Source organism: Vibrio profundi (assembly GCF_043642225.1).
GTDB lineage: Bacteria > Pseudomonadota > Gammaproteobacteria > Enterobacterales > Vibrionaceae > Vibrio > Vibrio profundi_A.
In genome coordinates this window covers 14,968-40,868 of the sequence record NZ_JBHZSF010000019.1, presented here as the reverse complement: position 1 = coordinate 40,868, position 25,901 = coordinate 14,968, and the positions used below count along the sequence as shown (strand labels likewise).

28 protein-coding genes are annotated in these 25,901 nt (G+C 44.4%); 5 read left to right on the top strand and 23 right to left on the bottom strand.

Going from position 1 to position 25,901, the window contains the following annotated elements:
• Nucleotides 1–27: 27 nt before the first annotated feature.
• The 18 genes from ACHUFI_RS20510 to ACHUFI_RS20425 all read right to left on the bottom strand — a co-directional run bounded on the left by ACHUFI_RS20510 (nucleotide 28) and on the right by ACHUFI_RS20425 (nucleotide 18,036).
• Nucleotides 28–2,283: a methyl-accepting chemotaxis protein gene (locus tag ACHUFI_RS20510; protein ID WP_394252560.1), complete on the bottom strand. Its 2,256-nt coding sequence runs from the start codon at nucleotides 2,281–2,283 to the stop codon at nucleotides 28–30.
• A gap of 365 nt (nucleotides 2,284–2,648) precedes the next feature.
• On the bottom strand, nucleotides 2,649–3,875 hold the full coding sequence (locus ACHUFI_RS20505; protein WP_394252558.1) for a beta-ketoacyl-ACP synthase: 1,227 nt from the start codon (nucleotides 3,873–3,875) through the stop codon (nucleotides 2,649–2,651).
• Nucleotides 3,872–4,597, bottom strand: a complete 726-nt coding sequence (locus ACHUFI_RS20500; protein ID WP_394252556.1) for a 3-ketoacyl-ACP reductase FabG2 — start codon at nucleotides 4,595–4,597, stop codon at nucleotides 3,872–3,874. The genes ACHUFI_RS20505 and ACHUFI_RS20500 overlap by 4 nt, the downstream gene beginning before the upstream one ends.
• Nucleotides 4,594–5,058, bottom strand: a complete 465-nt coding sequence (locus ACHUFI_RS20495) for a hotdog family protein (RefSeq protein ID WP_394252554.1) — start codon at nucleotides 5,056–5,058, stop codon at nucleotides 4,594–4,596. The genes ACHUFI_RS20500 and ACHUFI_RS20495 overlap by 4 nt, the downstream gene beginning before the upstream one ends.
• The gene (locus tag ACHUFI_RS20490) at nucleotides 5,051–6,259 is read right to left on the bottom strand and encodes a beta-ketoacyl-[acyl-carrier-protein] synthase family protein (protein ID WP_394252552.1); all 1,209 of its coding nucleotides are present in this window, start codon (nucleotides 6,257–6,259) and stop codon (nucleotides 5,051–5,053) included. Before ACHUFI_RS20490 ends, ACHUFI_RS20495 begins: the two co-directional genes overlap by 8 nt.
• A 5-nt stretch (nucleotides 6,260–6,264) precedes the next feature.
• Entirely contained in the window at nucleotides 6,265–6,885 is a 621-nt protein-coding gene (locus tag ACHUFI_RS20485) for a DUF3261 domain-containing protein (protein ID WP_394252550.1), read from the bottom strand.
• 1 nt (nucleotide 6,886) lies between these two features.
• Nucleotides 6,887–9,229 (bottom strand): MMPL family transporter, encoded by a 2,343-nt coding sequence (locus ACHUFI_RS20480; RefSeq protein WP_394252548.1) that lies wholly within the window; start codon nucleotides 9,227–9,229, stop codon nucleotides 6,887–6,889.
• On the bottom strand, nucleotides 9,201–9,806 hold the full coding sequence (locus tag ACHUFI_RS20475) for an outer membrane lipoprotein carrier protein LolA (RefSeq protein WP_394252606.1): 606 nt from the start codon (nucleotides 9,804–9,806) through the stop codon (nucleotides 9,201–9,203). Before ACHUFI_RS20475 ends, ACHUFI_RS20480 begins: the two co-directional genes overlap by 29 nt.
• 49 nt (nucleotides 9,807–9,855) lie before the next feature.
• Nucleotides 9,856–10,326, bottom strand: coding sequence for an acyl-CoA thioesterase (locus ACHUFI_RS20470; RefSeq protein WP_394252546.1), 471 nt, complete (start codon nucleotides 10,324–10,326; stop codon nucleotides 9,856–9,858).
• Between the two features lie 24 nt (nucleotides 10,327–10,350).
• Entirely contained in the window at nucleotides 10,351–11,895 is a 1,545-nt protein-coding gene (locus tag ACHUFI_RS20465; protein ID WP_394252545.1) for an HAL/PAL/TAL family ammonia-lyase, read from the bottom strand.
• Entirely contained in the window at nucleotides 11,873–13,618 is a 1,746-nt protein-coding gene (locus ACHUFI_RS20460; protein ID WP_394252543.1) for a glycosyltransferase family 2 protein, read from the bottom strand. Before ACHUFI_RS20460 ends, ACHUFI_RS20465 begins: the two co-directional genes overlap by 23 nt.
• On the bottom strand, nucleotides 13,611–13,991 hold the full coding sequence (locus ACHUFI_RS20455) for an ApeI family dehydratase (protein ID WP_394252541.1): 381 nt from the start codon (nucleotides 13,989–13,991) through the stop codon (nucleotides 13,611–13,613). The genes ACHUFI_RS20460 and ACHUFI_RS20455 overlap by 8 nt, the downstream gene beginning before the upstream one ends.
• A 46-nt stretch (nucleotides 13,992–14,037) precedes the next feature.
• A complete protein-coding gene (locus ACHUFI_RS20450; RefSeq protein WP_394252539.1) occupies nucleotides 14,038–15,414 on the bottom strand; it encodes an AMP-binding protein in 1,377 nt (458 codons plus the stop codon).
• Nucleotides 15,415–15,416: 2 nt separating this feature from the next.
• Nucleotides 15,417–15,977, bottom strand: coding sequence for a COG4648 family protein (locus ACHUFI_RS20445; protein WP_394252537.1), 561 nt, complete (start codon nucleotides 15,975–15,977; stop codon nucleotides 15,417–15,419).
• Nucleotides 15,977–16,234 (bottom strand): acyl carrier protein, encoded by a 258-nt coding sequence (locus ACHUFI_RS20440; RefSeq protein ID WP_394252535.1) that lies wholly within the window; start codon nucleotides 16,232–16,234, stop codon nucleotides 15,977–15,979. The genes ACHUFI_RS20445 and ACHUFI_RS20440 overlap by 1 nt, the downstream gene beginning before the upstream one ends.
• A 12-nt stretch (nucleotides 16,235–16,246) precedes the next feature.
• Nucleotides 16,247–16,507, bottom strand: a complete 261-nt coding sequence (locus ACHUFI_RS20435) for a phosphopantetheine-binding protein (RefSeq protein WP_394252533.1) — start codon at nucleotides 16,505–16,507, stop codon at nucleotides 16,247–16,249.
• A gap of 6 nt (nucleotides 16,508–16,513) precedes the next feature.
• The gene (locus tag ACHUFI_RS20430; RefSeq protein ID WP_394252604.1) at nucleotides 16,514–17,296 is read right to left on the bottom strand and encodes a lysophospholipid acyltransferase family protein; all 783 of its coding nucleotides are present in this window, start codon (nucleotides 17,294–17,296) and stop codon (nucleotides 16,514–16,516) included.
• A complete protein-coding gene (locus ACHUFI_RS20425) occupies nucleotides 17,296–18,036 on the bottom strand; it encodes a beta-ketoacyl synthase chain length factor (RefSeq protein WP_394252531.1) in 741 nt (246 codons plus the stop codon). Before ACHUFI_RS20425 ends, ACHUFI_RS20430 begins: the two co-directional genes overlap by 1 nt.
• Nucleotides 18,037–18,107: 71 nt before the next feature.
• Here ACHUFI_RS20425 and ACHUFI_RS20420 point away from each other — a divergent pair, with 71 nt between their 5' ends.
• From ACHUFI_RS20420 to ACHUFI_RS20410, 3 genes are read left to right on the top strand one after another with little or no spacing between them, the layout of a single operon-like run.
• Nucleotides 18,108–18,500, top strand: a complete 393-nt coding sequence (locus ACHUFI_RS20420) for a hypothetical protein (protein ID WP_394252529.1) — start codon at nucleotides 18,108–18,110, stop codon at nucleotides 18,498–18,500.
• Between the two features lie 24 nt (nucleotides 18,501–18,524).
• The gene (locus ACHUFI_RS20415) at nucleotides 18,525–19,607 is read left to right on the top strand and encodes a methyltransferase (RefSeq protein WP_394252527.1); all 1,083 of its coding nucleotides are present in this window, start codon (nucleotides 18,525–18,527) and stop codon (nucleotides 19,605–19,607) included.
• A gap of 16 nt (nucleotides 19,608–19,623) precedes the next feature.
• Complete coding sequence (locus ACHUFI_RS20410; protein WP_394252525.1) at nucleotides 19,624–20,865, top strand: NAD(P)/FAD-dependent oxidoreductase; 1,242 nt, start codon at nucleotides 19,624–19,626, stop codon at nucleotides 20,863–20,865.
• Nucleotides 20,866–20,892: 27 nt separating this feature from the next.
• Here ACHUFI_RS20410 and ACHUFI_RS20405 read toward each other — a convergent pair whose 3' ends face one another.
• Both ACHUFI_RS20405 and ACHUFI_RS20400 read right to left on the bottom strand, forming a co-directional pair.
• Complete coding sequence (locus tag ACHUFI_RS20405; RefSeq protein ID WP_394252523.1) at nucleotides 20,893–21,399, bottom strand: Fe3+-citrate ABC transporter substrate-binding protein; 507 nt, start codon at nucleotides 21,397–21,399, stop codon at nucleotides 20,893–20,895.
• 253 nt (nucleotides 21,400–21,652) lie between these two features.
• Nucleotides 21,653–22,786 carry a flagellar assembly protein FlgT gene (locus tag ACHUFI_RS20400; RefSeq protein WP_394252521.1) on the bottom strand — a complete coding sequence of 378 codons (1,134 nt, stop codon included), beginning with the start codon at nucleotides 22,784–22,786 and terminating at the stop codon, nucleotides 21,653–21,655.
• Nucleotides 22,787–22,968: 182 nt separating this feature from the next.
• Between ACHUFI_RS20400 and ACHUFI_RS20395 the strand changes: the two genes are divergently transcribed.
• Nucleotides 22,969–23,604, top strand: coding sequence for a FlgO family outer membrane protein (locus ACHUFI_RS20395; RefSeq protein ID WP_394252519.1), 636 nt, complete (start codon nucleotides 22,969–22,971; stop codon nucleotides 23,602–23,604).
• An 11-nt stretch (nucleotides 23,605–23,615) separates the two neighbouring features.
• Nucleotides 23,616–24,047 (top strand): flagellar assembly lipoprotein FlgP, encoded by a 432-nt coding sequence (gene flgP, locus ACHUFI_RS20390; protein ID WP_394252517.1) that lies wholly within the window; start codon nucleotides 23,616–23,618, stop codon nucleotides 24,045–24,047.
• Between the two features lie 124 nt (nucleotides 24,048–24,171).
• Here the strand turns inward: flgP and ACHUFI_RS20385 are convergent, their stop codons facing one another.
• From ACHUFI_RS20385 to flgA, 3 genes are all read right to left on the bottom strand, one after another.
• Nucleotides 24,172–24,597 (bottom strand): flagella synthesis protein FlgN, encoded by a 426-nt coding sequence (locus ACHUFI_RS20385; RefSeq protein WP_394252516.1) that lies wholly within the window; start codon nucleotides 24,595–24,597, stop codon nucleotides 24,172–24,174.
• A gap of 26 nt (nucleotides 24,598–24,623) precedes the next feature.
• On the bottom strand, nucleotides 24,624–24,941 hold the full coding sequence (flgM, locus tag ACHUFI_RS20380) for a flagellar biosynthesis anti-sigma factor FlgM (RefSeq protein ID WP_394252514.1): 318 nt from the start codon (nucleotides 24,939–24,941) through the stop codon (nucleotides 24,624–24,626).
• A gap of 177 nt (nucleotides 24,942–25,118) precedes the next feature.
• Entirely contained in the window at nucleotides 25,119–25,865 is a 747-nt protein-coding gene (gene flgA / locus ACHUFI_RS20375) for a flagellar basal body P-ring formation chaperone FlgA (protein ID WP_394252512.1), read from the bottom strand.
• Between the last annotated feature and the right edge of the window lie 36 nt (nucleotides 25,866–25,901).

The following is a 25,901-nucleotide window of genomic DNA, read 5'->3' as shown; positions in this document are numbered from 1 at the left end:
GCCTTTTTTATGCTCAAAACATATGATTTAAACTTGAACTTTAAACTCTCCGACGAGCTCCTCTAATGAGCAAGAGAGTTCATCTAGCTGTGAACTTGAGTGAGTTATTTTTTGAACCGATTTTTCCGCTTCCACTGACATCAGACTTATTTCTTGAATGTTACGATTGATCTCTTCGGTTACTGCGGCTTGCTCCTCAGCGACGGTGGCAATCTGAACCGTAATATCGGCAATAGTTTCGACTGAACTCGCGGCTTCATTTAATGATTCTGTCGAGTCTTCAGCGTGTTTTGCCACGAAACTTGCTTGCTCGATACCTTTCTCCATCACCACTTGGCATGCCTTGGCATCTTTCTGCAGCGCATCAATCATCTTGGTGATTTCTTCGGTAGAATCTTTGGTGCTGGTGGCTAAAGCTCGGACTTCATCCGCCACGACTGCGAACCCTCGTCCTTGTTCTCCCGCTCGCGCCGCTTCAATTGCTGCGTTGAGGGCAAGCAAGTTTGTTTTGTCTGAAATAGATTCAATTGTCACTAGAATATTGGAGATGTTATCTGCACTGGTATTGAGGTGATCGATTTTTGCACCTGAGTCGCTTAACCCTTTAGAAAGGTTTTTGATTTCAGTGGAGACATCTTGTACATGCTTCACACTGAAATTGACTTTGTCATTGGCATGAGATGCTGCTTGAGCTGCATGGTTCGCGTTTTGAGTGACCTCATTAACCGTAGTGGCTAACTCGTTCATGGCAGTGGCGACTTGCTCAGTGCTTTCTCTTTGTTGATTGACGCTGCGATCGGTGTCCGTGGTGACAGATAAAAGATGTTGTGATGCATTGGACTGTTGAGTTGCTGCATCATTAATACGGCTTAACATATGCTTAAGGCTATGCGCCATTTTTTGCATGGACAAATATACGCCGCCGTCTTTCGCGTTTGTCTCAAAAGTCATGCTTAGGTTACCTTGTGCAATGTTGCTGGCAATGTTTTCCATGACTCTTGGTTCGCCACCTAAAGGCTTTAAAATACTGCGAGAGAAGTAGAAGGATACCCCGATTATCACTATCACAGCAGCACCAACGAGTAATAACAACACTTCACGCAATTGATAAAAAGCACTTAGGGCTTCCTTTTCATCAATTTCGGTAATGATGGCCCAGTTCAGCCCAAATGCTTTTAAAGGCTCATAAGCAGAAAGCACGAGGTTACCGTTATAATCAGTGATTTCATCAACCCCAGAGTTCCCAGATAGTGCGTTGTGTACAGAGGCGGTTTCTACTGTGCCGGTTTGAGGGTTTTGAAAGGAGGCATTAACACTACGAAACTCAGGATCCAAATACGAATCAGAGCGCATCAGCATTTCAGGGCCAACCAGATAGGTTTCTCCAGTCTCACCTAACCCTGAGCGCTCAGCCATGATTAAATTGAGCCGATCAATTGGAAATTGGAGTGCTAATACTCCCACTTTCTGACCACCTTCAAAAATGGGAGTCGCTATGAAGCCAGCTGGCGCGTTATAGGAAGGAACGTAACTCGCGAAGTCGACCAGCTTAGCATCCTCTCCGTAGGAAGCCGATCTTGCGGCACGAAAAGCTTCACCTAGGCCACTGTCAGCATAAGGGCCATTGAGCATAGATGTCCCGAAATCCACCTCTTTAAATACTGAATAAATGATTTCCCCGGTATTAATATCTAATAGGAAGATGTCGTAATAACCAAACCTTTCAAGTAGATCTCTTAAGTAAGGGTGGATGGCCGAATGTTCCCAATCGTAGCCCGCTAGTTGAGTCGAGTTATCTAGTTTTTCTTTTGAACCAATAGGGTTTGGGTTTTCAACGATATAAGCATTTTGAACCAGTTGACCGCTGTAGCTTATTGGTTCAACGAGACTATTCGCGGATATAGTCCCTTGGAGTTGAGGTGAGTTGCTATCCAGCTTCGGAATGAAGTTAGATTGATAATATCGGGTTAATGTATCTTGCAGACGAGCAGGAGAAAAGTCAGTTTGGTTGTTTCGCTGTGCGGCGCTATGGAATGCATTGGATAGACCTTGGACGGCGCTGATAATGGTTTGGTTACGAGATAAGGAATTGGCTTGCTCAACCCTTGTTTCTAGGTAGTCAATGACGGCTGCTTTTTTTACTTCCCTTAAGGCGACTAATTGACTAAACGTCTGTTTCTCGAAGTTTTTATTGGCAACATACAGCGCCCACGAAGAAATAATAATGGCAGGAAATAAGCCAATAACCAGCAGCGTGATTAGCATTTTGTACTTTAGTGTCATGATGTCCTTCCCAAGCAACAAAGCTTACAGCGCATGAGGTTCATCGGCTTGATGACCATGCTTGCTAAGATGAGTTGTTTGAGTGCCTAAAAGAGCGCACCTAGCCGAATTGCAGTCGTAATACTCGAGAGTGTTCGATTGCTTGTAATTCCTATCAATTCAGTAAATGAATAGGTTATACAATTTGATCTAGATCAGGTTTTTTACTTTATCTAGTAAAATTATTGCATAAGGACGTATGGAAGGGAAAGGTGAGAGGTTGGTCGTAGTTTTATGAAAAGAAATGCATAATTAAGTGTAATAAGGTAAGGAAAAGGGATAGGAGGGGAAAAATAAGCGGCAAACGAGATTGCCGCTAACCGTTTTTAGTCGATTTTTTTAAAAATGAGTGAGGTGTTAATCCCGCCAAACGCAAAGTTGTTACTCATTAGATATTCAACATCCAGTTCACGACCTTGTCCGGTGATGTAGTCGAGTTTTCCGCACTGTTCATCAACACTTTCAAGATTGAGGGTTGGACTGAACCAGCCTGTGTGCATCATTTCTAGGCTTAGCCATGCTTCAATCGCACCACATGCGCCAAGGGTGTGTCCAAAATAACTCTTGAGAGAGCTGATAGGGACTTCACCAAAAATGTTGGCAGTGGCATTACTTTCAGCAATATCACCTTTGTCAGTCGCGGTGCCGTGAGCAGAAACATAACCGATTTTTTCAGGCGCTAACTTTGCGTCATTCAGAGCCATCTCCATACAGATTTGCATGGTTTCCATTTGCGGTTGGGTGACATGTGCGGCGTCGCAGTTACTGGCAAAGCCAATGATCTCCGCGTAGATTTTTGCCCCTCGCGCAACCGCGTGTTCATACTCTTCAAGGATCAGTGTCCCGGCACCTTCACCGATGACAAGACCATCGCGATCTTTATCGTATGGACTTGGAGATTTTTTCGGGGTTTCATTTTTCAAGCTAGTAGCAAAAAGGGTATCAAATACCGCAGACTCGGTAGGGCAGAGCTCTTCGCCGCCGCCCGCAACCATAACGGTTTGATAGCCATGTTTGATGGCTTCGTATGCGTAACCGATCGCTTGGCTACCGGACGTACAAGCACTGCTGGTTGGAATGACGCGGCCTTTTAAACCAAAGAATAATCCGACATTAACCGCAGCCGTATGAGGCATCATCTGTACATAGGTGGTTGCTGTGATCGCGCGAGTAGACTTCTCGTTTAGCATGACACCAAATGCACCTACGGCATCTGTACTACCGGTAGATGAACCATAGGCGATACCGGTCTGGCCATTGGTGAGAACGTCGTTGCCAATTAGCCCTGATTGGATTAACGCATTTTCTGTCGCGACAGTTGCTAGGCGAGAAACACGGCCCATGCCGCGAACTTGCTTACGTTTATAGTGTTTAGGCAATTCAAAATGATCAACTGGCGCGGCTAATTTTGTGTTCAAGCCATCATACTGCTCGAAGCTAGGCATGTATTGAGTGGCATTCTCGCAAGCGCGTAACTTAGGTTCGACACTTTCCCAATCGTTACCAAAAGCGGTCACGCCAGACATGCCGGTGACGACAACGCGACGACTCATACTAAGCCTCCATTTACTGAAATCACTTGGCGAGTCACGTAGGCGGCGATATCTGACATGAGGTAACTCACAAGGCCCGCTACTTCTTCTGGTTCGCCCATACGGCGGAGGGGAACTTGCGGAAGAGCATGTTTTTTTACATGTTCATCAACCATACCGGTATCGATCAAACCTGGCGCGACACAGTTAACGGTTATTTTACGTTTGGCGAGCTCCAGCGCGAGTGATTTTGTTGCGCCGATTACGCCTGCTTTGGCTGCGCTGTAATTCGTTTGACCGCGGTTACCCATGATGCCTGATACAGAGGCCAGAGTAACAATACGGCCTCCTTTGCGTTTCTGTACCATTGGCATAACGCACGGGTGTAGAACATTGTAAAAGCTGTCTAAGTTGGTGTGGATCACGCCATCCCACTCTTCTTCTGTCATTGCAGGGAAAGCAGTGTCACGAGTAATGCCTGCATTGTTCACAATGCCATAGTAGGCACCATTTTCAGCGATGTCAGCTTCTAGTTTTGAGCGGCATTCTTCGCGGTTGCTGATATCAAATTGAATGATACGGCCCTGTCCACCAGCTTCGTGGATGTCGTTTAAGGTATCAAGCGCACCTTGCTTGTCACCCATATAATGAACCGCAATAGTAAATCCATCTTTGGCTAGTTGGATTGCGATGGCTTTACCAATGCCCTTACTAGCACCAGTGACTAAAACCTGACGTGTCATGACTGGCTCCTAATTTTCATTTCTTGTAATTTTTGTTCTGTTGGTACGTAAACATTCAATTGGCATTGGGCGACGAGTTCGCCTTGATACTCGACTTTGGCAGAAAACACCGCCATCCCGTTGTCTTCCATGAGTTGTTCAGCGTAGATGTCTAACGTCTGCCCTTGTGTGAATTCATCACAAAGTGCCTTGTAACGACGGCTGCCGAGTAAAAATCCAATTGGAGGCTGATGGCCTTTCGCTAACGCGTGATAGCCAGACCATGCCGCAACAGACTGCGCCATAAATTCAATACCCAAATAGGCTGGGGAGGTTTGAGACTCTCTATTGAAAAAGATGCAGTGCTCACCAATGTCGACTTGGCAATGAATAGACTCTTCCTCAATCGAAATCGCACGATCAATTAAGATCATTGGCTCGTCATGGGGGAGTAGCTGCTGAATTGGCGGGATATCAGTCATTTACGATACCAAATATAAGGCTAATATTGTTACCACCAAAAGCAAACGAATTGCTTAGGATGGCTTTTGATTGTAATTTTTGCGAACAGTTTACCAAATGAATTTGAATATCTTCAGCTTTATCCTGAGTTTTTTGTAAGGGAAGATCTAAGTCATCTTTCAAAATATGCCAAGCAATAGCGGCTTCTACCGCGCTGGCTGCACCTAGCGTGTGCCCGGTAAGCGGTTTTGTCGAACTGACTGGGACATTCTCACCAAAAATACGATGAATCGCTTTGGATTCCATACTGTCATTCAGCGGTGTCGAGGTGCCGTGAGCATTGATATAACCGATGTCTGAAGGGGCAAGTGCTGCATCTTGTAGTGCCTTTAGCATGGCTTGTTCAGCACCATTCCCTTCCGGGTGAGGTGCTGATATATGATGCGCATCAGAGCTATCACCGGCGCCGAGTAGCGCGATAGGAGCCGTTGCTTGGTCGGTAGGCTTATCGAGTGAAAGCAGCATAAAAGCAGCGGCCTCTCCAATGTTAATACCATCGCGCTTTTCACCAAAAGGCTGACATAGAGAAGACGACAACGCTTCTAGGCTATGGAAACCATTCAATGTGAGCTTACATAGCGTATCGACGCCACCCACAATCACAGCGTCAACCAATCCAGACTTCAGTAACCTTTTGGCTGTCAGGAAAACACGCCCACTGGATGAGCAGGCAGTGGAGATTGAGTAGTTGGGCCCCGCCACGCCAAGGTACTCACTGACAAATTCACTAACATTACCCAGTTCCTGTTTTGAGTAATGGAAACTTTCAGGAAATTGCCCCGTGCTTTGCTTTTCTTGGAATGCGGTTTCACCGTCTGATATCCCAGAAGTACTGGTGCCGATAACCACGGCGATACGCTCACTTCCGTATTGTTCAATGGCACTGCTAATTTGCGGCTTAATTGCCGTAAGAGCCGAAACCGCGAGCTGGTTGTTTCGGCAGTCATAACTGGATAAATGAGAAGGGACGTTTGGCAGTGCGTGTGAAATACGGCCAACAATCGTTTCGCTGCCATCATTTAACGTATGGTTGTCGAGTACCATGTTTGAGTTTTCGCCGGTTTGTAGCTTGGCGCGGACATCATCGGCAGGGCTTCCTAATGCCGAATGCAGCCCACACGCTTGAACATAAATCGGCGGCGAGAATGTTGATTTTTGCATAATGGTTAGTTGCTCTGCTCAGTAAATTCGTTCTTGGTATAGCTCAGTGTTTGTATGTTGATAGTGTAGCCAAGCTGTGCATGCTGAAACTCAATGACCCCTGATAAGCGGTCGTTGATATTTGAGTCTTTTTGATAGGTAATCACGATAATGTTGGAGCCCGTCTCGTCTTTAATGGTACGAATATTTCCTGACTCCACCATATACCATTGAATTTGAGAAAGAGGCTGGTACCACGCTTCCATCGGCCACAAGGTTAACATTAGATTGAAAAGCACTTGCTCAGGTTTGGGCAGAGTTTCCTCCAACCCTTTTAAGACGTTGGCTGATATTTGATCATTTTGGTATTCCAAAGACAAAATGCGCGTCCCCCAAGAAGAAAACCCAGCAAGAACGACGCTATCTTTAGAGACTTCTAGTTGCACGGGCAACTGCTGAGTTTGGCCCTCCCAAGTCGCCGCCACTAATTGAGATGCGCTGACTTTGTAGCCAAGTTGCTCAGGAGTTGGCAGCTGGAGTTGGACTCCTTTAGAGACCTCAACGCTTGGAGCGTTTAATGACGTCGGCTTTAGACTGCAGCCGATTAAGCTGAATCCCAACAAGCAGATAATGAGAAAGTGCATCATGTTACTTCCCTTGAGTGGAGTCATTGAGTGATGATGGTTGGATGGCTAATGGTGCGAGAAGCCATGCGACAAAAATACCGGTTAGCACCGTTATACCGAAGCTATGAATCGCGTGCGTCTGGCTCAATGCGAGCAAGCCAAAAGATAGCAATGTAGTCATGGCCGATAATGTGATGGCAAGTAATGTGCTGTAACTCTGTTTTTGTTCGGAGAAAAACAGTGTGTAATCAATGCCTATTCCTAATATTAGTATCAGCCCGAGCAAGTTGAATAAATTGAGCGATGATCCCGTTAACACCGTAATGGATAACGCTGCAATGCCTGCAATACAAGACGGTAAAACCATTTTCAAACTATGTTTCCAATCGTATCGCCAAGCCAGAACCAAATAAATGGTGATGAGAGCTAATGTTAAAAGTTCCGCGACATTGACTCTATATTCTGCGAAAAGTGATGAAATTTCTTCAGACTTGTTTAAGTAGTTTAAGTTGAGTGATGCTGCTTGACCCGATGCTAACCATTGTTTGAAGCCCGCAGAGTCATTGATGCTGTTGATCAGAATTACTGACGCAAACTTCCCATCTAATGGTTCTAACCACATGAAGCGAACTGGTTCTGAAACTGGAGATTCTAGGAACTCTTTGATTGTAATTGCACGAAATTCGTTAAGCTCAGGTTTAGTGTTCCACTCCAATGTAGTTTGAAGCAATTCGCCTTGGTTTAAGTAGAGCTTGCTGATGAGGGAGTGGTTGTTTTGTTGTTGCTCAATTGTCGGTAGGTATTGGCTAATGCTCTGGAATCCAGAAATCGTTGATTTATCTTTGAGTACACCGAGCTGTTTCGAAGTCATTTCAAGCTTTTTCAACAGGCCTTGTTCAGAGCCGCTAGTGACCAATAGCATTTGCTGCGAATTGCTCACACCGGACAAATGACTGATCTTGTGCTCTTGAGCTTTAAGGTGCTCAGGCATTGCTTGAAGTTGACGTATATCGTCATCGTAGTGAAGCTGAGTTAGGCCAAGAGTACTTAACAGCAACACAATGGCTGGAAGCCCATAGGAAAACTTCTTGTGTCCCCAAAGCGCTAACCAATATTTCCAAATATTCATGGCTGGAAGCGGGCGGGAATCAGACGGAGTGCGAGCCAATATAGGATACCAACAGACGACGCTTGCGTAAGCTGCAAACAAGCCGATTGCAGAGAACAGTGCGAGCTGTTGAAGGCCTGGGAAAGGCGCAATCAGTAACCCTAAATAGCCAATCAAACTTGTTATTAAGCCTAAGGTTATCGCAATAAAAATATGCTGCAATCCAACCCTACTATTCCACGCTTTTCCTGCTGCCAATCTATCTGTGAGGAAGTGGAATGCGTAATCAATAGAGACACCGATTAAGCTGGCACCAAACACTAGACTGAATAGATGAACTTGCCCAAAAATAGCGGTCGTCACTGCTAGAGCAACGATTAACCCGGTGCTAATGGACAGCAAAGCTAATGTTAGTGGAAGGGCGCTTCTAAATACGATGAAGATGAGTAATACGACGCCAACTAGAGATCCAACCCCAATAGTGCTGACTTCCGATTTAGCGCTTTTGGTGCCGTAATCGGCATAAAAAATCACACCAGTATGTGAGATCTCGACATCGAATTGTTGTTTAACGTCACTTTCGAGCTTCAGTAATAGAGGCAATTGCTGTTGAACAGATAATTGGTAGGGCGAACCAGATAATTCAGCCGTAATCAGGATGTGTGTTGCGCTCTTATCAGATTTCGAGAGAAAGCCTTCCACAATAGAAAACTCCCCAGACTTAGCGGTTAAATCCGATAAAAAGTCTCGAAATAACAAGAAAGGATCGTTACTTAGCTCTGTTGATGTGACACCCAAAAAGGGATTGTACAGTGACTGAAGCACATATTGGACGCGACTTTCTGGTGAGACGGTCAGAGTATCTATTTGATGCTGAGTGAGTAGTTGGGCGCGATGGTTGAAATAAAACTCAGCCCATTTTGATTGCTCATCGTGGCTGACTTTTCCTTTCACGTTTGCTAACAGATCAAGGTGGTTTAGCTTTGTTTCAAAAAACTCTGCCGCACGCGTCGCTTGTTTGGGATCGTTAGCGCTGATCAGAAAAATAACTTTATTTCCCATGCTTTCTGCTATTTGCTGAAAAGCTTGTTCCGCCAGAGGATTTTGACGGTTTTCAGGGAGCAATTTAAGAATATTAGTTTCAATGGGAGAGGCGTTCGACAGAGCAAACTGCTTAACAAGCAACAGACTGCAAGCAACCACGAACGCCAGCCATAGGTACGCTATCTTAGAACTGGAACTGAGCTTGTTCGTCATTCGTTAAGGAATCCGGTTGATGAGTTTGCTGCGAAAATTCAATGGTGGTGCTATCCCCGCGCACTTCTAAAAGCGTTACACCTTCGATATCAGTATTGCCGGTTAGGGTTATATTTTGAAACACTGAATTCAGCGGGGCTGAGTTTGGTACAAGCGTCAATGTCCAATGATGCGGGCTTGATTGGAATGACAGGTCAAATTGCTGCTCAAGTTGCTGGGTGTCTCCATGAAAAACAGAAAGAAATACATGGCTGAAGTAAAACGCCATCGGGTTTTCTTTCGCTGTAATCACCTGAGGAGGTTGACTAGCAAAGCGTTGGCTAAGTTTATCTTGGGTCAGAATCAGTCTAACGGGGAATGGGTCGGTTTGATCCCACAATAAGCCATGCGCTTTACTTAATAGGAACTGGCCGTTAGAGACTAATGGCTGAGAAAACATTTCCATGGTTCGTGTTTGTGTAAACGCGCCACGAACCACGTTCTTGCTCGCCAAAGTTTGTTGTACTTCAGCAAGAGTCACAGTGTGCTGCTTCGATTCAGTTGAGTGGCCATCGATGGTGGCGTCAGCAAAAGCCATGGCTGGCAATAAGCTCAAGACGCAGACTAACAAAATCGGGAGTGGGAACTTAGCTAGCATGTTGATTCGCCTTTGAGTTCGGTAAGCAACCAAATTGATGCCAATAGCCGATTTTATCGGTTAAGACCTTAGGGGAAGCAAAGCACATTTCTTCTGTAGTTATCTCGACAGCAACTTGTGTGGTGTGCGCTTTGCACATTCTTACCCCTGTGATGGCATCATGTATTTGATAGTCCACTCTCAAGCGGTTTTCCCATTCTGTCAGGCGAGCTGAAACTTTGATCTCATGATTGAAAGGAATGGCTTTAACGTATTTTACTCGAGTATCAATAATAGGCCACATATAGCCTGAGTCCTTCATCTCTATGTAGTTGTATTGAAGCTGATCCATCAGTACACGACGAGCTTCTTCAAAAAATCTGAAGTAATTTCCGTGATAAATCACACCCATAGGATCGGCATCTTGAAAGGATGTCGTGATGACTACTTGTGATTCAATAGGATGAAGGATGTCAGTCATAGTGACCCTTGTTGATTTATATGATTAATAAAGCGTCCAACGCTGGGCGCGGATATGCTCAATAAAATGGCGAAGATCGTTTTCTAATGGACGGTCTTCAATCACAAACTCGAACTCTTCTAACACCGCATCACGAATGTGCTTTAGGTTTTCGCTCATATGATGCTCATCGAGTTCTTTGTGGCGTCGGCGCAGTTCAATCGCTTGTGTGCCAGCCAATAGTGATGCGGCAGCCACTTGCTCGGTTAACTCGAGTACGCGCAAACAATCTCGGGCAGCGATGGTGCCCATACTGACTTTGTCTTGGTTATGGCACTCAGTAGATCGAGAAAAAACGCTCGCCGGCATGGTGTGTTTTAATGCTTCAGCAGTCCATGCTGAAATGCCAATTTGTACCGCTTTAAAGCCATGGTTAATTGGCTTACGTTCGCCTTCTGCACCGGTTAAATTGAACGGCAGGCCATTGTTGAACTTGTAGTCCATGAGCTGAGCCATTTGGCGATCGAGTAAATCCGCTAAGTTTGCGACTGCTGTTTTTAGAGTGTCCATTGCCATCGCAATGTGACCACCGTAGAAATGACCACCGTGTAGAACACGTTCGTTGTCGCCATCAATAATTGGGTTGTCATTCGCACTATTCAGTTCGTTTTCAATCATTTGGCGTAGCCAAGGAAGTGAATCTTGAACCACTCCGATCACATGAGGGGCGCAGCGCAGTGAGTAACGGTCTTGTAGGCGATCACTATTTCGTGGTGGACGATCGGCTTGCAAATCATCACGTAACCAAGCCGCAACTTGTTGTTGGCCTGGGTGAGGTTTGACGGCAAACAGAGTTTCGTCAAAGTGGAAGTCGTTACCATGCATTCCTACCGATACCATGGCGGTGATCTTGGTACACAATTGTGATAAGTACTCAGCACGTTTGTAAGCAATACAAGCCAGCGCTGTCATGACTGAAGTGCCATTCATCAACGCCAAACCTTCTTTCGGTTTTAACTTAATGGGTTTGATACCGAGTTCTGCAAAGACTTCGCTTGTCGGGCGAACTTCATCTTTGTAGATGACGTCACGTTCGCCAATCAGCGCCGCAGCAAGATATGAAAGCGGAGTCAAATCGCCACTTGCACCGACAGAACCTTCTTGAGGGATCCGCGGAGAAATATCGTGATTGATTAAGGTTACGATTTGATTGAGTAGATCGTGAGTGACACCCGAAACGCCTTGAGAAAGTGAGCATAAACGGGTCGCTAAAACCGCACGCGCCTGCTCGTGATCAAGGATCTCTCCTAAGCCGCAGCCGTGAAAACGAGTCAAATGAAGCGGCAATTCGTCCACCAATTCTGGTGGAATGGCGACTGTGCACGAGTCTCCGTAACCTGTGGTGACCCCGTAGATCACTCCTTCTTCTTTGAGAAGGCGTTCTAAGAAAGCGACACCTCGGTCTATTTTCCCAATAAACTCAGGGTCTTGGTTCATGCTCGCTGTCGCGCCTTGAGAGATCGCGACGACGTCTTCGATGGTTAGGCGCTCAGCACCGAAGATGATGTTATTTTGTTTGGTCGTTGTCATTGTGCTGGCTGCTTAATTTCCAAAAATTAAAAAAATTGTACCACTGAAGTGGAGCTTGCAAAGTGTAGTGTTGTAAGCGATCAGCATATTGCTGAACCACTTGCGTTAGAGCTTGTTGGCGCTCTTTTCTTGGAAGTTCGATTCTGTCGCTAAAACGTTCAAAAAATACATTAAAGTGTGGCTCTTTTTTACTGTCGTCTCTTAAGCCGAAGAGTAAGAAAACCGGTGCTTTCAACACGGATGCTAACATGAATGGCCCTTGCGGAAAGGGCGCTTTTTCCCCGAGGAAGTTCGCCCATACGGAGCGAGTCTCTTTGCTGGTGGAAGTTCTATCCCCCACAATCACTATCCATTCACCTTGTTCTAGCTTTTGCTGTAGCAAAATTGCGGTATCAGGCCCCATTTGATTGACTTGAATTAAGTTAAGCTCAGAGCTCGGGTTAACCGCCTTCATCACGCTATTAAATCGCTCAGCGTGCTCAGTGAATACCAACGCATTGATCTTGATATGGGCATGTCTGCGACTGAGGGCGCGGCAAAGCTCAATATTACCTAAGTGTGAGCCAAGAATAACGACCCCTTGCTGGCGTTCAATCATGGACTCAAAATGCTCTTGCCCATGAATGGTGAGGTTTTTTACCGAGAAATCACCTTTCCAAGCCGCAAGTTTGTCGAGCATGGTGTGCCCGAAAGAAAGCATATGATTATAAGTCGTTAGGTTGTTCGGAAGCTTAACGTCATTCTGATTGGCGTAATGGGTTAATTTTTCTAGGTACTCTTCTGACGCTAAACGTGCTTGAGTGCCTGTTATGCGGTAATAACCCATAACCAGACGAAGGAGGCCATTAAAGACTTTTCGGCCAAGTAATGAGTAGACGAAAAGTAGTAACTTGATCCCCAGCACCGTCCCTTTTTCTGAAGTGCGAGACCAATGTGCATCCGCTGCAGTTGGTTCGGAATGAGTCGGCGGTTTACGACTGAGTAATTTGGGAATCCTTGGTAGCATGCCAAAGAACAAGCGCGTGTGCATCCAGCTGATTTTGACGTTATCCCATAAGGCATCAAAGTGTGAGATCCCGTCTTCAGGGTAAATCACACGAGTGTCAATGAATCGAATATCGCACCCGTCCCAGTACATTCTGACCATGATTTCAGTGTCGAAGTCCATTCGAAGGCCAATGGCGTATTGGTTAATCGCTTCTAAAGTCTGGTTAACTGGGTACGCTCTAAAGCCACACATGCTGTCACGAATCGATAGTGACAAGGTTTCAATCCACACCCACACATGAGTGATGTAGCGGCCATAAAGTCTCGATTTCGGTACGCTTTCGTCATATACCGGTTTTCCAGAAATCATATCTTCTGGGTATTGCTGAGACATCGAAATAAGATTTGGCAAGGCCTCTATGTCATGTTGCCCATCGGCGTCTATCTGAATTGCATGACTAAAACCGAGGTCGTGAGCTCGGCGAATTCCAGCTTTGACTGCTCCGCCTTTACCTTGATTATCGGCTAAAGACACCAGAGTGATATGATCCGGTTTTGATGCCTTTTGTAGTGCGTCTTGAGTGTCAATGTCACTCCCGTCATCAATCAAAATGATGGGCAGTTCAAAGGTGGCGAGTGAGTCTACGACGGCTTGAATCGTGGAGCCGTGATTGTAGCAAGGTATGATAAAACACCCGTGGTAACCTTGCTCTGCATTCGGAGTGAAACTATTCACCTTTGAACCCCAACTTCATTTTCCCTGAAGAGTGGATCGTCTCTGTATGTCCGTCGTCAGCCTTGGACTTGGAAGCGTACTGGAACGCTAATTTTTGTTTGCTGGCATCCCACGTTAGTCGTAAAGCAACGATGGCGTTTGGCAGTATTGGCTCTTGAAATTTGATGACTTCCATCCCTTTGAAGCTTGTCGGAACCTGGAGGAACTCATTCGCATAATGGATTGCCCAGTCGATCTGTGTCACCCCTGGAAGGATAGGGAAATCTTTGAAATGCCCTTTGAAATCTAAGATGTCTTCATCCACTCGAAGTTCTAACTCTACGTGAAACTCAGAGAGTTGATGCGACAGCAGTGTAGGCTTTCTTTTGTTCATAATCTTCATCATTCGGGTTGTGGATTGACTTGAGCTAATGGTCTTATTAATCGTCAGTAAGCTGTTTTTCTATAACCGACATTAAGCGTTTCCCTTGGCTGTTTAAAGGGATCTCTTCAAGTATGCGGTACCGCCTAGGAATGGCGATAGGCTCTAACCATTCTCGTAGTTCTTTACGAAGTAGCAGCCAAAACTTGCCTTTTCCTAGTTGTTCTAATTTGATTTTACCATTTTCAGAAAGAACCAAAACAGACGCCAAAATTAACCGGTTATCTTGTTCATGTGGAACGGTAACGCATTCAGATACCCAGTCTAATTGCTCCAAACGTTTTTCCACTTCGACGAGCGACACTCTTTTCTCTTCAATTTTGATAACGCGATCCGTTCTGCCCTTAAGAACAAATTGTCGGTCGTTGATCAATTCGCATTCATCAGCGGTTTGGTACCAATGGTTGTCATCAATGTAGGGGGATTTTAAGCGTAAGCAGCGTTCTTGATTTAAGGTTGCCTCAATGCAATCAAACAGCGTCCATGGCGTAGTGGGAGTCAGCTGTTGCCTAAAAGCGATGCCTCCTGTTTCTGTACTGCCAAAGACTTCGTAGGGAAGAGTGCCGAACAAGCCTTTAGCCTGGCGGGACGCGTCGTGACTCAATGGCCCACCGGATGAAAACACCGCTCTCATATTGTCGCTTGAGTCGTCTTCGGTCATACGTTTGATTAGCGCTGGGCTGCTGATGAGCACGCAGTCGTCATTAGCGATTCGGGTGACTTGCTCGGGGAATTCTAAGTTCTGTCGAGAAAAAGGACGACGAGCACACAGCGGCCAAAGCAGTCGGAATAAAAGGCCATAGATATGCTGCTGAGAAACGGTGCTATGAATACGAGCACCTGTTATTTGGTTTCCCCATTGGGACTCCAGTTGCTCTAACTCGATAGATATTTCTTTTAGAGACTTGCAGATGGCCTTTGGAATGCCACTCGAACCCGATGTGAATAGCGTTAACGAAGTATGCTCTAAATCCAGAGCTTTGAATCTAAAGTTTGAATTGCTGCTGGATAGGTCGCCTAAGTCAACATTAACAACGTTTGGAATAGGGGCGACGGCTTGGTCATGCAGCAATCCATCGAAATGAACCGAGAGTTCTTCCAACGCCGAGGGTTGGTAATTCCCTGGTAACACGATCTGCTTGTTTGCTTGAGTGCAGGCCATAAATGCCACAGCAAACCAATAGCTGTCTTGCGCACAAATGGCGAATTTCTGTGTTGGTAATTGGCTTAGTCGTTCCGATAACTCGCTAACGCTGTGACAAAAGTTTTGCCAGGTTTGTTGTTCGGTTTCATCGAACGAGACCACATCGTTGACATCTCGATGCGTAACCATGATCTGATCTAAGGTACAAAATTTAGAATTGGTTGATTTCATAGTTATTCGCTGTGACGTACTTTTTGACGAACAAGCCATTCGATGGCAAAGAGGGAACCCGCGAGCAAGTAGCTGATGAGGCCGTTATAAAGTGTCCAAACTTCTAATGATTGGAAGCAAGTGTATAAGGCTATGGAAGCGTTGATAATAAAGAATGCGCACCAAACTTTGGTCACGGTTCTTGTATAACTTACGCCACTCTCCGGTAGATTGGGCTCTTGTAATCTGGCGAGCCGCTCAATAATGGTTTGTGGTTGCTTTAAGCTACTCGCAAATACAGCCAACATATACAAACTAACAACGACTGGGTAATAAGTTAACCAGCCGTGTTGTTTGAATAGCATCCCTAAGGAAAGCAGCGTGATGCCTGCTAGTCCACTAATCCAAGCCAGTTGCTTAAGTTCTTTGATCTTTGCTTGCGAACTTGAAAAAATTCGAATAACAAAGAAAACGACTAACACCGCTCCAACGGACTGAATGCCAAATTTATTAATGCCGAAGTAAACGGCAAGTGGATACGCAAATAGGATCAGTGCCGAAAGCGCAGCCAATACAGGTCGCATTAAGCGTCCTTAAGCAATTCAACTACAGAATCTACAACATCATCAACGGTGCGAACGGCTTTAAACTCATCAGGTTTGATTTTCTTACCAGTCACATTTTGTAGGTGAACAACGAGGTCAACTGCATCAATGCTATCTAGGTCAAGATCTTGATATAGGTGCGCTTCAGGTGTGATTTCGTCTGCTTCCAGCTCAAATAGCTCAACCAGTGCATCTTGTACCTGTACGAATACGTCTTGTTTGTTTACTGCTGTCATAACAAATTCTTTCTATTTATCAGTTTGAGACGAAATGTAATTAGCTAAATTAGCCACTGAAGCAAAATGTTGTCGAGTATTAGAGTCATCAGCATCAATAACGATGTTGTACTTTTTCTTGATTGCTAAACCTAGTTCTAATGCATCAATAGAATCTAACCCTAAGCCATCACCAAATAATGGAGCTTCGGTTTCGATCTCTTCAATTGACATATCTTCTAAGTTTAAAGCATCAATGATTAATTGTTTTAACTCGTTATGTAATGTTTCCACTGTGACCTACTTTTTATTCGTAATATGGCAATCTTCGGGGAAAATAACTTCCGACAAATGGCGATTCAAGCGTCGCGCTGCAGTCGTTAAATTATTGGATTGCTCAATAAAGGGCTCAACCTCTATAGTACCTTTGACTTCGACATGAAAAAAGGGTTTCGTTTTTGGTACTTGATACCATTTTTTCTCTTTTGTGAGAAAACTAGGCGAAACGGTTATATTTACAACTCTTAAATCCGTTGAAGTGCGTGTTGCGATTTGAGCAGCACCTCGTTGTAGGCTTGGTTCGGCTCCGGGAGTTGTTCGGGTACCTTCTGGAAAGACGAGGAGCACATTGCCGCGCTTAAAACGTTCATCACAACGCGCCATTAGGTCATCTGGATTTTTATTGGGGATATACCCTGCAGCTTGAACAATGCGCTTCATGAAAGGGTTAGACCAAATAGCGGCTTTGACCAAGCAATCGCATTGCTTTAATTGAGAGGCGATTAACACATAATCAATCAAGCTAGGGTGATTGGCGACGATGAGGCAATGGCGATCCGATTGCATGAGCTCAGCGCCTGAAATTTTATAGTCAATGGCGCCGGTGAACCTCATCACTCGGCAAAACCAGTCAAACGTTATTTGGATAAGGCGTTGTACTCTTAATTCGGTAGTGACACCAACAGGGTTAAACAAGGCGATGACAGGAATGACGATAAAGCTAAGTGTTAGCCCCCCTAAGCCAAAAATACTGAAACAAAGCCCTGTGGCAAAAACACGCCAGTATTGATTGAGCTTAACCATCATGAATTACGGCTCCACAACCATTGCTGTTTAGGGCTATTCACTTCCCAAGAGTCGCTATGTAGAAGGAAATGTTGAAAGCATTGTAGCCCTTGTGGAAGAGGTGAGATTTCGAATGACGCATTATCGCGGCTGGCTTTTCGTTGAACCTTGAATTGATCTCCGGAAGATAAAACACAGCCTATTGCGTAATCTGAAAACCTTTGCTCTTCAAATTCTCGGTAAATTGAAGGTAGCGGCTGATCGAAATCAATCAGTAGTACTTTGCGCTCTGGGTTTTCATCAAGAAAAATGAAGGCGTCGAGTAGAGCGTTGTGAAATGTATTTTCACCAGCGGCAATAGAGGTCACCGGTATAGGCTTTTTCGAGGCAATAGTGGTTAACCCTGCTGCCGTATTATGGACTGATTGAGCAAACGCCATTGGTGACGCGTCTTCACCGTTGAGGATGTCCTCAATAATGGTCACGGTGCGATGCAGTTCGCCATGTCGACTCGAAAAAACTAAATAATCAATATCTTGGCTGTTGAGTACGCTCAGTGCTGTTTGTACTGCTAGCTTACTTTGAATGCTCATGCGGCGTCGCATCATTGGAGGAATAAGCGACGCATCGATTTTCCCTTCACTCGGCCACTCTAAAGTCTTGGCCCAGACTTCCCATTGAGTGGTCTCTGTAAGCTCTAGCGCGCAAGCATTCCAACTTTCAATATTAAAGGACAATAAATGTGACTGATTTGACATAGGATATTGATTTAGTTTGAGTCTGACTGAATACTTACAGCGTTATATAATAAGACGAATGAGGAAATTATATGAAACACTTAAAAGTGGCGATATCACTGCTGTTAGTTTTATTACTCGCGGGATGTGGGCGAGTGCAGCCTGTTTTGAACGTTGAGGATACTCCAGTTGCGTATAATCTTCAAAGTAAACAAGTTAAATCAGTTATCTATGATGCTGCGGTTGATCGCGGCTGGTTAGTGTCTGAAATCAAACCAGGGCTTATGCGTGGTGAGTTGTTTGTACGTAGCCATCATGCGGTTATCGATATTATGTATTCAGACAAATTCTATTCAATTACCTACGTTGAGTCTGAAAACCTAAAATACAGTGACGGCAATATACACCGTAATTACAACCGTTGGATTAATAACCTGAACACTGATATTAAAAATAAACTGGCTAGAGCAGCTGCAAACCAGTAATCCACTCAATTAGATAGGTTATTTGTGTCTACTAAACATCATATCGATCCATTTAGCGCACTAGAAGCTAAAACTGAAGCTCAAAAGTTATCTTTTGCGCCGATTGTCTTTCATACCGCAAGAACCCTACGTGATCTGAAAATCTTTGAAGCGTTAGATAAAGCTGGAGAGTCCGGTTTGTCTGCGGCCGAAATTTCTGAACAAACGGGTGTATCAGAATACGGAGTAAAAGTGCTGCTTGATATGGCCATTAGCGCCAATATCGTGCTGTGGACTAAACCGAACTATTCATTGGGCAATTTAGGCTTTTTCCTTCTTCATGATGGAATGACGAATGCCAATATGGATTTCACAGCCGACGTTTGTTATGCAGCAATGATGCATTTGACTGAATCTATTGAGAAGGGTGAACCTGCGGGGCTGAAAGAGCTAGGGCATTGGGAAACGATCTATCAAGGCCTTTCTCAACTTCCTGAAAAAGCGAAAGAAAGCTGGTTCAAATTTGATCATTTCTATTCAGATCGTTCATTTCCTATCTTGTTAGAAACGGTATTTAAGCATAAGCCTAAAACGATCGTTGATATTGGCGGTAATACCGGAAAATGGGCGATGCAATGCTGCACCCATGATAAAAGTGTCGATATCACGATTGTTGACTTGCCACAGCAACTTGAGATGGCAATGAGCAATGCTCGAGCGAATGGCTTTGAAGATCGAGTGACCCCGTTTCCTGCCAACATGTTGGATAGGAAGCAAACTCTGCCTGAGCGCGCCGATGTTTGGTGGATGAGTCAGTTTCTAGACTGTTTTTCTCCGATGGAGATCCTAAGTATTTTAAAACGAGTTCGAGCCAACGTGGGTGAGAGTGATCGTGTTTACATCTTAGAGCTGTTTTGGGATGCGCAAAAGTATGATGCAGCCGAGTACAGCTTGAACGCGACGTCTTTGTATTTTACATGTTTGGCGAATGGTAATAGCCGTTTCTACCGCAGTGAAGACTTCCTAGAGATCGTGGAAGAAGCAGGCTTTAAAGTTAGTACAAGAGCAGACAATATTGGTCTTGGACACACGTTGTTGGAGCTGTCTGCAAGCGCAATTAAAGATTGAATCGTAGGCCAAGAATATGAAAAAAATCTCAACTCAGGTCGTTATTATCGGAGCAGGGCCTTCGGGCTCTGTCGCGGCAGTACTGTTACATAAACAGGGCATCGCGGTAAAAGTGATTGAAAAAAGCGTATTCCCTCGCTTTTCTATAGGTGAAAGCCTGCTTCCAGCCTGTATGGAAGTCATTGAAAAAGCGGGAATGACCGAGGCGGTTAATCGCGCTAAGTTTCAATTTAAGGATGGCGCGACTTTTCGAAAGCGCGGCATTTATACCAGTTTTGACTTTACAGACAAGTTTTCTACAGGGCCTGGCACGACGTTCCAAGTGCAGAGGGGAACGTTTGATAAAGTCTTAGCTGATGAGGCATCACGTCAAGGTGTGGATATTGACTATCAACACGAGCTTAAAGAAATCTCATTCACGAAATCTCATGCTGTGCTTAGAGTTGGAGTTGAAGGTGGGGATGACTATTTGCTGGAGGCCGAGTACGTATTAGACGCAAGCGGTTTTGCCCGTGTATTACCACGCATGCTTCAGCTGGAAGAGTCCTCATGTTTGCCACCGAGAAAAGCCATTTTTACTCATGTAACAGATAACATCGATTGTAATTCAATTGATGTTGAATATGACCGAGAAAAAATCTTGATTTCTGTTCACCCTGAGAACTCGGACGTTTGGTATTGGCTGATCCCGTTCAGTAACGGCACGGCATCGCTTGGAGTGGTGGGGGAACCGGAGTTCTTTGAAAAATATCCTACAGACTTAAAAGAAGCCTTAATACAAATTGCTAACGAAGAACCTGGTTTGGCAGAAGTGCTGAATAAAGCGGAGTTTACTAACACGGTTGGTGAGATTGGTGGTTATTCTGCGAATGTAAAGCATCTTGCAACGGATCGTTATGCGCTGCTTGGAAATGCGGGAGAATTCCTTGACCCTGTTTTTTCATCAGGGGTCACTATTGCGATGAAGTCTGCTGATATTGCGACAGAGTGCCTGGTGAAGCAGCTTTCTGGAAAAACGGTCGATTGGCAAACTGAATACGCTCAACCCTTGATGGTTGGAGTGGATACCTTTAGAACTTATGTTGAAGGGTGGTATTCAGGTGAACTGCAAGATGTCATTTTCTATGACGATCCAAACCCGAAAATTAAGCAAATGGTGTGCTCGATCTTGGCTGGCTATGCGTGGGATCAGACGAACCCTTATGTGAAAGAGTCTCGCCGGCGGTTAGCGGCATTATCCGAAGTTTGTCGCAGCTAACCAGATATTGAATAGCCGAGAGATCGGCTATTTCAAATCTATGCTGTTTAAGCGGCCCATAAAAATCAGTAAATCGATACAATCTTTGTAGGCTTCGAGCAGGGCTCTTTTGGTTTGAGAATAAGCAGCAAGCTTACCGTGTTTCTTAATTGAACAGACTTTCGTTTTGTATTTGTATTTCCCATCTTCACTGAAGACACGCCATTTCGCGATATAACATTCATCCCTATGCTCAGGGTCTGCAAGAGTGGGGTTAGGTTTAAAAACGATTTTGGGCTCTAGGCTATGCGGTAATCTTGTCATGAGGTAAGGCTCTTTAAGCACTCTATTCCAAAATTTCCCCCACATTTCTTTTCCGAGTTCATTCCTCATTTTGAGTGCTTTTTTGAGCGCTTTTTGCTCCCCCATACGCACAAACCCAACTGAACGGTGTAATACCGTATCGTCAGGTGTATGGATGTGAATTTTATAGGCTGTCTTGCCTTTAGAGATAAATCGGTGGCCAGTACTGCCAATCAAGTTGTTTTGGCTCATATCTATTTAACTAACAATTATATTAATAGCAGATTACGACAAATCACGTAAAACGGAAAGCGTACTAATTGCGTATATGATTAGTAAGTATAGCTTTAGCCAAAAAATTTGCTTCAAGTGTAAGCAATTTGGATGTCAGTAAATTGTTATATCTAGGAAAATCAGTCAGGTAGGCTGAGCTGTTGATTGCAAAAAATAGTGGGCTGAAGGTGCCCACTATTTGTATTGATGAATGATGTCATGCTGGTGGTATTTACATGACCTTTTGTAAAACGTCACCTATTTGAATACTTGCGGCTAGGTTGGCTCTATCAACGGTTAATTCTGCTTCATTTTCGTATACACGTGACACCGTTAAAGTCATGCCACTTTGCGATACCTTATTACGAGGTAAGCCATTTTGGTCAATAAAAGAGCCGGTGTGCCATAGTTGAAGTTTGTCGCCTTCTTTCACTCCGTGCATTCGTCCTAGGCTCATCGTGACAGTATTGCCGAATACCGCAGACACTTCTGGAAGTGTAATTTTGCAGGATACTTGTGATTCTAGGTCTAGCATGATGTTTCGGCTGACACGTAGCATCATGCTTCCGTATGTGGACGCCCAAAAACGCGCGCTTCGGGTATCGACTTCACTGGTCTTAGGGAACGGCCACTTTGCGACTTCTCGGTAGGCCTTGTTGTATACCTCATGGCCTGTTTTTCCATCGAATACCTGCATTTCCAAGGCAAATTGTCGGTTAATGATGTCGTCTTGGAGAAGTTTACTTTCTATTGTCGCGGTTAGATCGGTGATCACACCACCAATGATGTATTGGGCACCGGTATCTTGCGCAATCATTTTTAAGATTTCAGGTTGGCGCTTGTTTATTTCATAGTCGGTTGTGCCTACCGAAACAAAACTGCGAGATTCTTGCGACAATTGGCGATTAACCACATGGCTGAAGTCATCACCTACTTTGTAAATCTTACCCATTACCGCTTGCTGTGGTGAGGCCACATCAATATTCCCGACCAGAAAGGTTTTTTTGTATTGATTGACATGGCAACCATTTGCCGAAGGGTAGATATCGACTCTGGCTTTGATCTGCATGTTGCCGCCACGAGTCTTCACTTCTTCAATTAAGATGTAACGAACTTCATGATTGGTGAATTGATACTCTTCTCGCTCATCTTCTAGAAGGGGCATGATATTGCTAATACTGCCTATATCTGCGCCAGAAAATTGAACAGCCTTATACAATGCATCTTCTAATGCATGCATTCTTGCCGCTTTCTCTGAAGAGACAATAGCGGCAACCCCGGTAACTTCATACCAAGATGCTTTCGCACCAAAAGATGCAAAGGTCACTAAAGTTATTGAAAATAAAAAAGAAAATATTTTTTTCATTTGTTGTTACCAGTTGGGTATAAATATTGCTTATGTTTTGTAAGCTGATTTTGGTGTTGTTTTTCTTAACTCGACAAGTAACGAAAAGCAAAGACCGTTCCAACATTGTAATCCATTGAAGAATCGAATGTAGAGAACTCATTGGCGCGGTAAGCACTAAATACTATCTGGAGATTAGTACAATGAAAAAATGGTTTGTTGTGGTGACCGTGATGCTAATAACATCATGCGCATACTCACCCATCTATAACGGTAAGTCTGAATATTCAGGCAGCCAATTTATGTTAATGGACAGTCCTCGCCACACCATGGATTTCTTTGTGGAGAGCATGACGGAAGATCTGATCTTATCGAACACCAGTGTTTCCGCTCGTACTCCAATTGCGATTACCTCGTTCGTTGATTTACAGAACATGGATGCAACGAATTGGCTAGGGAATTCCGTCTCTGAAGGTTTTATCCATCAATTTCAACGTCGTGGATTTAAAGTTGTCGACTTTAAAACGACAGGCTCGATTCAGGTTACTCAACAAGGCGATTTTGCCATCAGTCGTGATTGGAAAAACCTAGCGCAGGAGCAAGATGTACAATATGTATTAACTGGGACTATGCTTCGACAAGAAGGTGGTGTATTGGTTAACGCACGTGTTGTAGGTATGCAAACCCGAGTGGTGGTTGCTACTGCACAAGGCTTCTTGCCTGCCGATCGTATAGGTCGCGATTTGGACACATTAAATAGCATTCGTACTCAAGATGGCGTTATTATTCGTTCAGATCCAACGCTTACACAGCCATACACAGTTATTCTTCGCCCTTAGGAGTTCGTCACATGAAGAAGGTAATATTTGTTTTAGCCGCCATACTGCTCGTTGGCTGTCAGCCATTACAAAGCATGAGATCGGATGACTTTTTGGTTGCGGTTGGTTATGCAAGTATTAGCGAACAAGCTGGGCGTAATGATGAAGAAAAACGTATTCGCGCAATGCGAGCTTCAAAAATTGACGCATACCGTGAACTCGCTGAACAAGTTTATGGCATGCGTGTCAGCGGGCGTGCAGCATTAGAAGATCAACGCTTAGGGACTGAGTTGACGTCAGGAGCCGTTGATGGCGTTATTCGTGGTGCAGAAGTCGTCCGTAGTTACCCTGTTGGCGACAGCTATGTAACCGAATTGCAGCTTGATATTAAGAAGATGGAAAAGCTACGTGATTATGGTGAAGTACAGCAAGTACCAGAGAAAAGGCAACAAACTCTATTCTAATGTTGGCTAGCTAGTTACCGACGATGCGCTCCTCCAGATAGCGCATCGATGAAGCAAAAAGAAAAGCGGCAAAGTAAGTGATTACTTTGCCGCTTTTGTATTCGGTCTAAAGAAAACTTGTTAATTAAGCTTTTATATTAGTGCCCAAAGTGGATACCGTGTGAGTTTGACCTCCGGCATTATAGGTCATTCCGATCTTACCGTGGCTTTGCTGCATCATATTATTAAGTTTATTGAAACTCAGTTGAGCACGGTTGAGTGCTTCTCCATTGACTAGGTTAGCTTGCTGACAATCGTGAATGATGGACTGAATCTGTGAAACTAAGGCTTTTAGTTCAGGATTTTCGGATAATTCAGCCACATTCGAATGGGAAGCTATTCTTTGGTCTGTCTGATTGAGTTGACTTACCAAGCCCATTTTATCCTTGGCAATCTTCTCAATTTCAGTGGAGTTGCGGCTTGTTATCGCGTGTTTTTCAGATTCCAACAGTTCAGCGAGAGACTGAGCACTTTGGAGCTGGAAATTGACTAAATCTGCTAACGCGGCCATAACAAAACCTATTTAAATCTTATGCCTTAAAGGCCTTTAAGTTCATCTTCGAACTTGATCATGTTGTCAGCTAGTTTTTCTGGGTCAACGGTATAAGAGCCGTTAGCGATTGCTTCTTTGATAGCGGCAACTTTTGCACTGTCAAAGCTTGGCTGTGAAGCCATATCTTGGTGTAGCTGACCAATCGCTTTACTCTGTTGGCTAAGAGATACTGCGTCTTTGTTTGCCGGGGATTTTGCTGCGGTATCTGAACGAGCCGTTTGGTTGTTTGAATCGGCACGTGCAGGACTGCGACTTGTTGTCGTTAAAGTTTGTCCTGAACGAATGTTATCTATGCCTGCCATATAAAAAAGCCTTATTTACAAAAATGGGAACCTGTACAGTCAATATCGACATAAGGTTCGAATACTTTAGTCTTTTTTTAGCTAAATATTCAACCAATGAGGCTAATAAAACACCATTCATTATTAGTGGCAAGCTTTTAAGCGGTGCGCCACACAAGAATATTGGGTAATGGCAGACTAAAAATACACAGTAACTTCAGAAATCCCCGTTACTATTCCTTCAATTATACGCTGAGACTTATCATTTTTCACTCTAACTTGGTCTCCAGCGGAGGCATCAGAGAGTGCCGTCCCTTTTGTTGTGATCGTCATACCACCTTTCACGGCTTGAATCACAACCTTTTCATTTCGACATACCACACAAACGTCACCCCGTTCGATGACATTCCCTGGTCTAATATTCTTCTTAGCTTTTGCTCCGACGACTTGCTCTGGTAGTGAAAAGCCTTCGCGTCTGAATCGTTTTAGTTCGATCATTGTCATAGTGACATCATATTGTCCGATTATTTCACCGCGGACGATTGAGCGATTGGCGGTGACTAAAGGAACAGACATAGATAGGCGAACAGGCACATAAATACGCCATTCATCGGGAATACATTGAACAAGAACCGTGATACTGCTTCTTGTTGCTTTGGTTGTAGAGGCGCTTGTTTCTAAAGGAATTGGGCAATCAGTTGCTTTGATGCGAGAATCGATGTTTGCGGCAGTAATCACTAGCTCACCACCAAAAGGTTGCTCGACAGTATCCAGTATATGCTGTTCTGCCGCGGCACGGATCACATCCACCTGTTCTGAAGTCGCTGCATTGGCAAAAAAACTAAACAAAATTGCTAAAATGCCGATAGACTTAGCAAAAGTTTTATAGAAAGCTCTACACTTAGTTATGGAAAAAGGATGTAGACTTGAATTATAATACATCATTCTGTTTCTCTGGTGGTTCGTAGCCTGTAGTAGACT

What these genes read in the sequence shown, in the direction of transcription:
- ACHUFI_RS20400 (WP_394252521.1), bottom strand. Translation starts at nt 22,786, where the DNA reads ATGAAAAAAATATTTTCTTTTTTATTTTCAATAACTTTAGTGACCTTT.
- ACHUFI_RS20450 (WP_394252539.1), bottom strand. Translation starts at nt 15,414, where the DNA reads ATGAAATCAACCAATTCTAAATTTTGTACCTTAGATCAGATCATGGTT.
- ACHUFI_RS20385 (WP_394252516.1), bottom strand. Translation starts at nt 24,597, where the DNA reads ATGGCCGCGTTAGCAGATTTAGTCAATTTCCAGCTCCAAAGTGCTCAG.
- ACHUFI_RS20430 (WP_394252604.1), bottom strand. Translation starts at nt 17,296, where the DNA reads ATGGTTAAGCTCAATCAATACTGGCGTGTTTTTGCCACAGGGCTTTGT.
- ACHUFI_RS20455 (WP_394252541.1), bottom strand. Translation starts at nt 13,991, where the DNA reads ATGAACAAAAGAAAGCCTACACTGCTGTCGCATCAACTCTCTGAGTTT.
- ACHUFI_RS20425 (WP_394252531.1), bottom strand. Translation starts at nt 18,036, where the DNA reads ATGTCAAATCAGTCACATTTATTGTCCTTTAATATTGAAAGTTGGAAT.
- ACHUFI_RS20505 (WP_394252558.1), bottom strand. Translation starts at nt 3,875, where the DNA reads ATGAGTCGTCGCGTTGTCGTCACCGGCATGTCTGGCGTGACCGCTTTT.
- ACHUFI_RS20440 (WP_394252535.1), bottom strand. Translation starts at nt 16,234, where the DNA reads ATGACAGCAGTAAACAAACAAGACGTATTCGTACAGGTACAAGATGCA.
- ACHUFI_RS20485 (WP_394252550.1), bottom strand. Translation starts at nt 6,885, where the DNA reads ATGATGCACTTTCTCATTATCTGCTTGTTGGGATTCAGCTTAATCGGC.
- flgP (WP_394252517.1), top strand. Translation starts at nt 23,616, where the DNA reads ATGAAGAAGGTAATATTTGTTTTAGCCGCCATACTGCTCGTTGGCTGT.
- ACHUFI_RS20445 (WP_394252537.1), bottom strand. Translation starts at nt 15,977, where the DNA reads ATGCGACCTGTATTGGCTGCGCTTTCGGCACTGATCCTATTTGCGTAT.
- ACHUFI_RS20395 (WP_394252519.1), top strand. Translation starts at nt 22,969, where the DNA reads ATGAAAAAATGGTTTGTTGTGGTGACCGTGATGCTAATAACATCATGC.
- ACHUFI_RS20495 (WP_394252554.1), bottom strand. Translation starts at nt 5,058, where the DNA reads ATGACTGATATCCCGCCAATTCAGCAGCTACTCCCCCATGACGAGCCA.
- ACHUFI_RS20465 (WP_394252545.1), bottom strand. Translation starts at nt 11,895, where the DNA reads ATGACAACGACCAAACAAAATAACATCATCTTCGGTGCTGAGCGCCTA.
- ACHUFI_RS20490 (WP_394252552.1), bottom strand. Translation starts at nt 6,259, where the DNA reads ATGCAAAAATCAACATTCTCGCCGCCGATTTATGTTCAAGCGTGTGGG.
- ACHUFI_RS20510 (WP_394252560.1), bottom strand. Translation starts at nt 2,283, where the DNA reads ATGACACTAAAGTACAAAATGCTAATCACGCTGCTGGTTATTGGCTTA.
- ACHUFI_RS20500 (WP_394252556.1), bottom strand. Translation starts at nt 4,597, where the DNA reads ATGACACGTCAGGTTTTAGTCACTGGTGCTAGTAAGGGCATTGGTAAA.
- flgM (WP_394252514.1), bottom strand. Translation starts at nt 24,941, where the DNA reads ATGGCAGGCATAGATAACATTCGTTCAGGACAAACTTTAACGACAACA.
- ACHUFI_RS20480 (WP_394252548.1), bottom strand. Translation starts at nt 9,229, where the DNA reads ATGACGAACAAGCTCAGTTCCAGTTCTAAGATAGCGTACCTATGGCTG.
- ACHUFI_RS20420 (WP_394252529.1), top strand. Translation starts at nt 18,108, where the DNA reads ATGAAACACTTAAAAGTGGCGATATCACTGCTGTTAGTTTTATTACTC.
- ACHUFI_RS20410 (WP_394252525.1), top strand. Translation starts at nt 19,624, where the DNA reads ATGAAAAAAATCTCAACTCAGGTCGTTATTATCGGAGCAGGGCCTTCG.
- ACHUFI_RS20475 (WP_394252606.1), bottom strand. Translation starts at nt 9,806, where the DNA reads ATGGCTTTTGCTGACGCCACCATCGATGGCCACTCAACTGAATCGAAG.
- flgA (WP_394252512.1), bottom strand. Translation starts at nt 25,865, where the DNA reads ATGATGTATTATAATTCAAGTCTACATCCTTTTTCCATAACTAAGTGT.
- ACHUFI_RS20470 (WP_394252546.1), bottom strand. Translation starts at nt 10,326, where the DNA reads ATGACTGACATCCTTCATCCTATTGAATCACAAGTAGTCATCACGACA.
- ACHUFI_RS20405 (WP_394252523.1), bottom strand. Translation starts at nt 21,399, where the DNA reads ATGAGCCAAAACAACTTGATTGGCAGTACTGGCCACCGATTTATCTCT.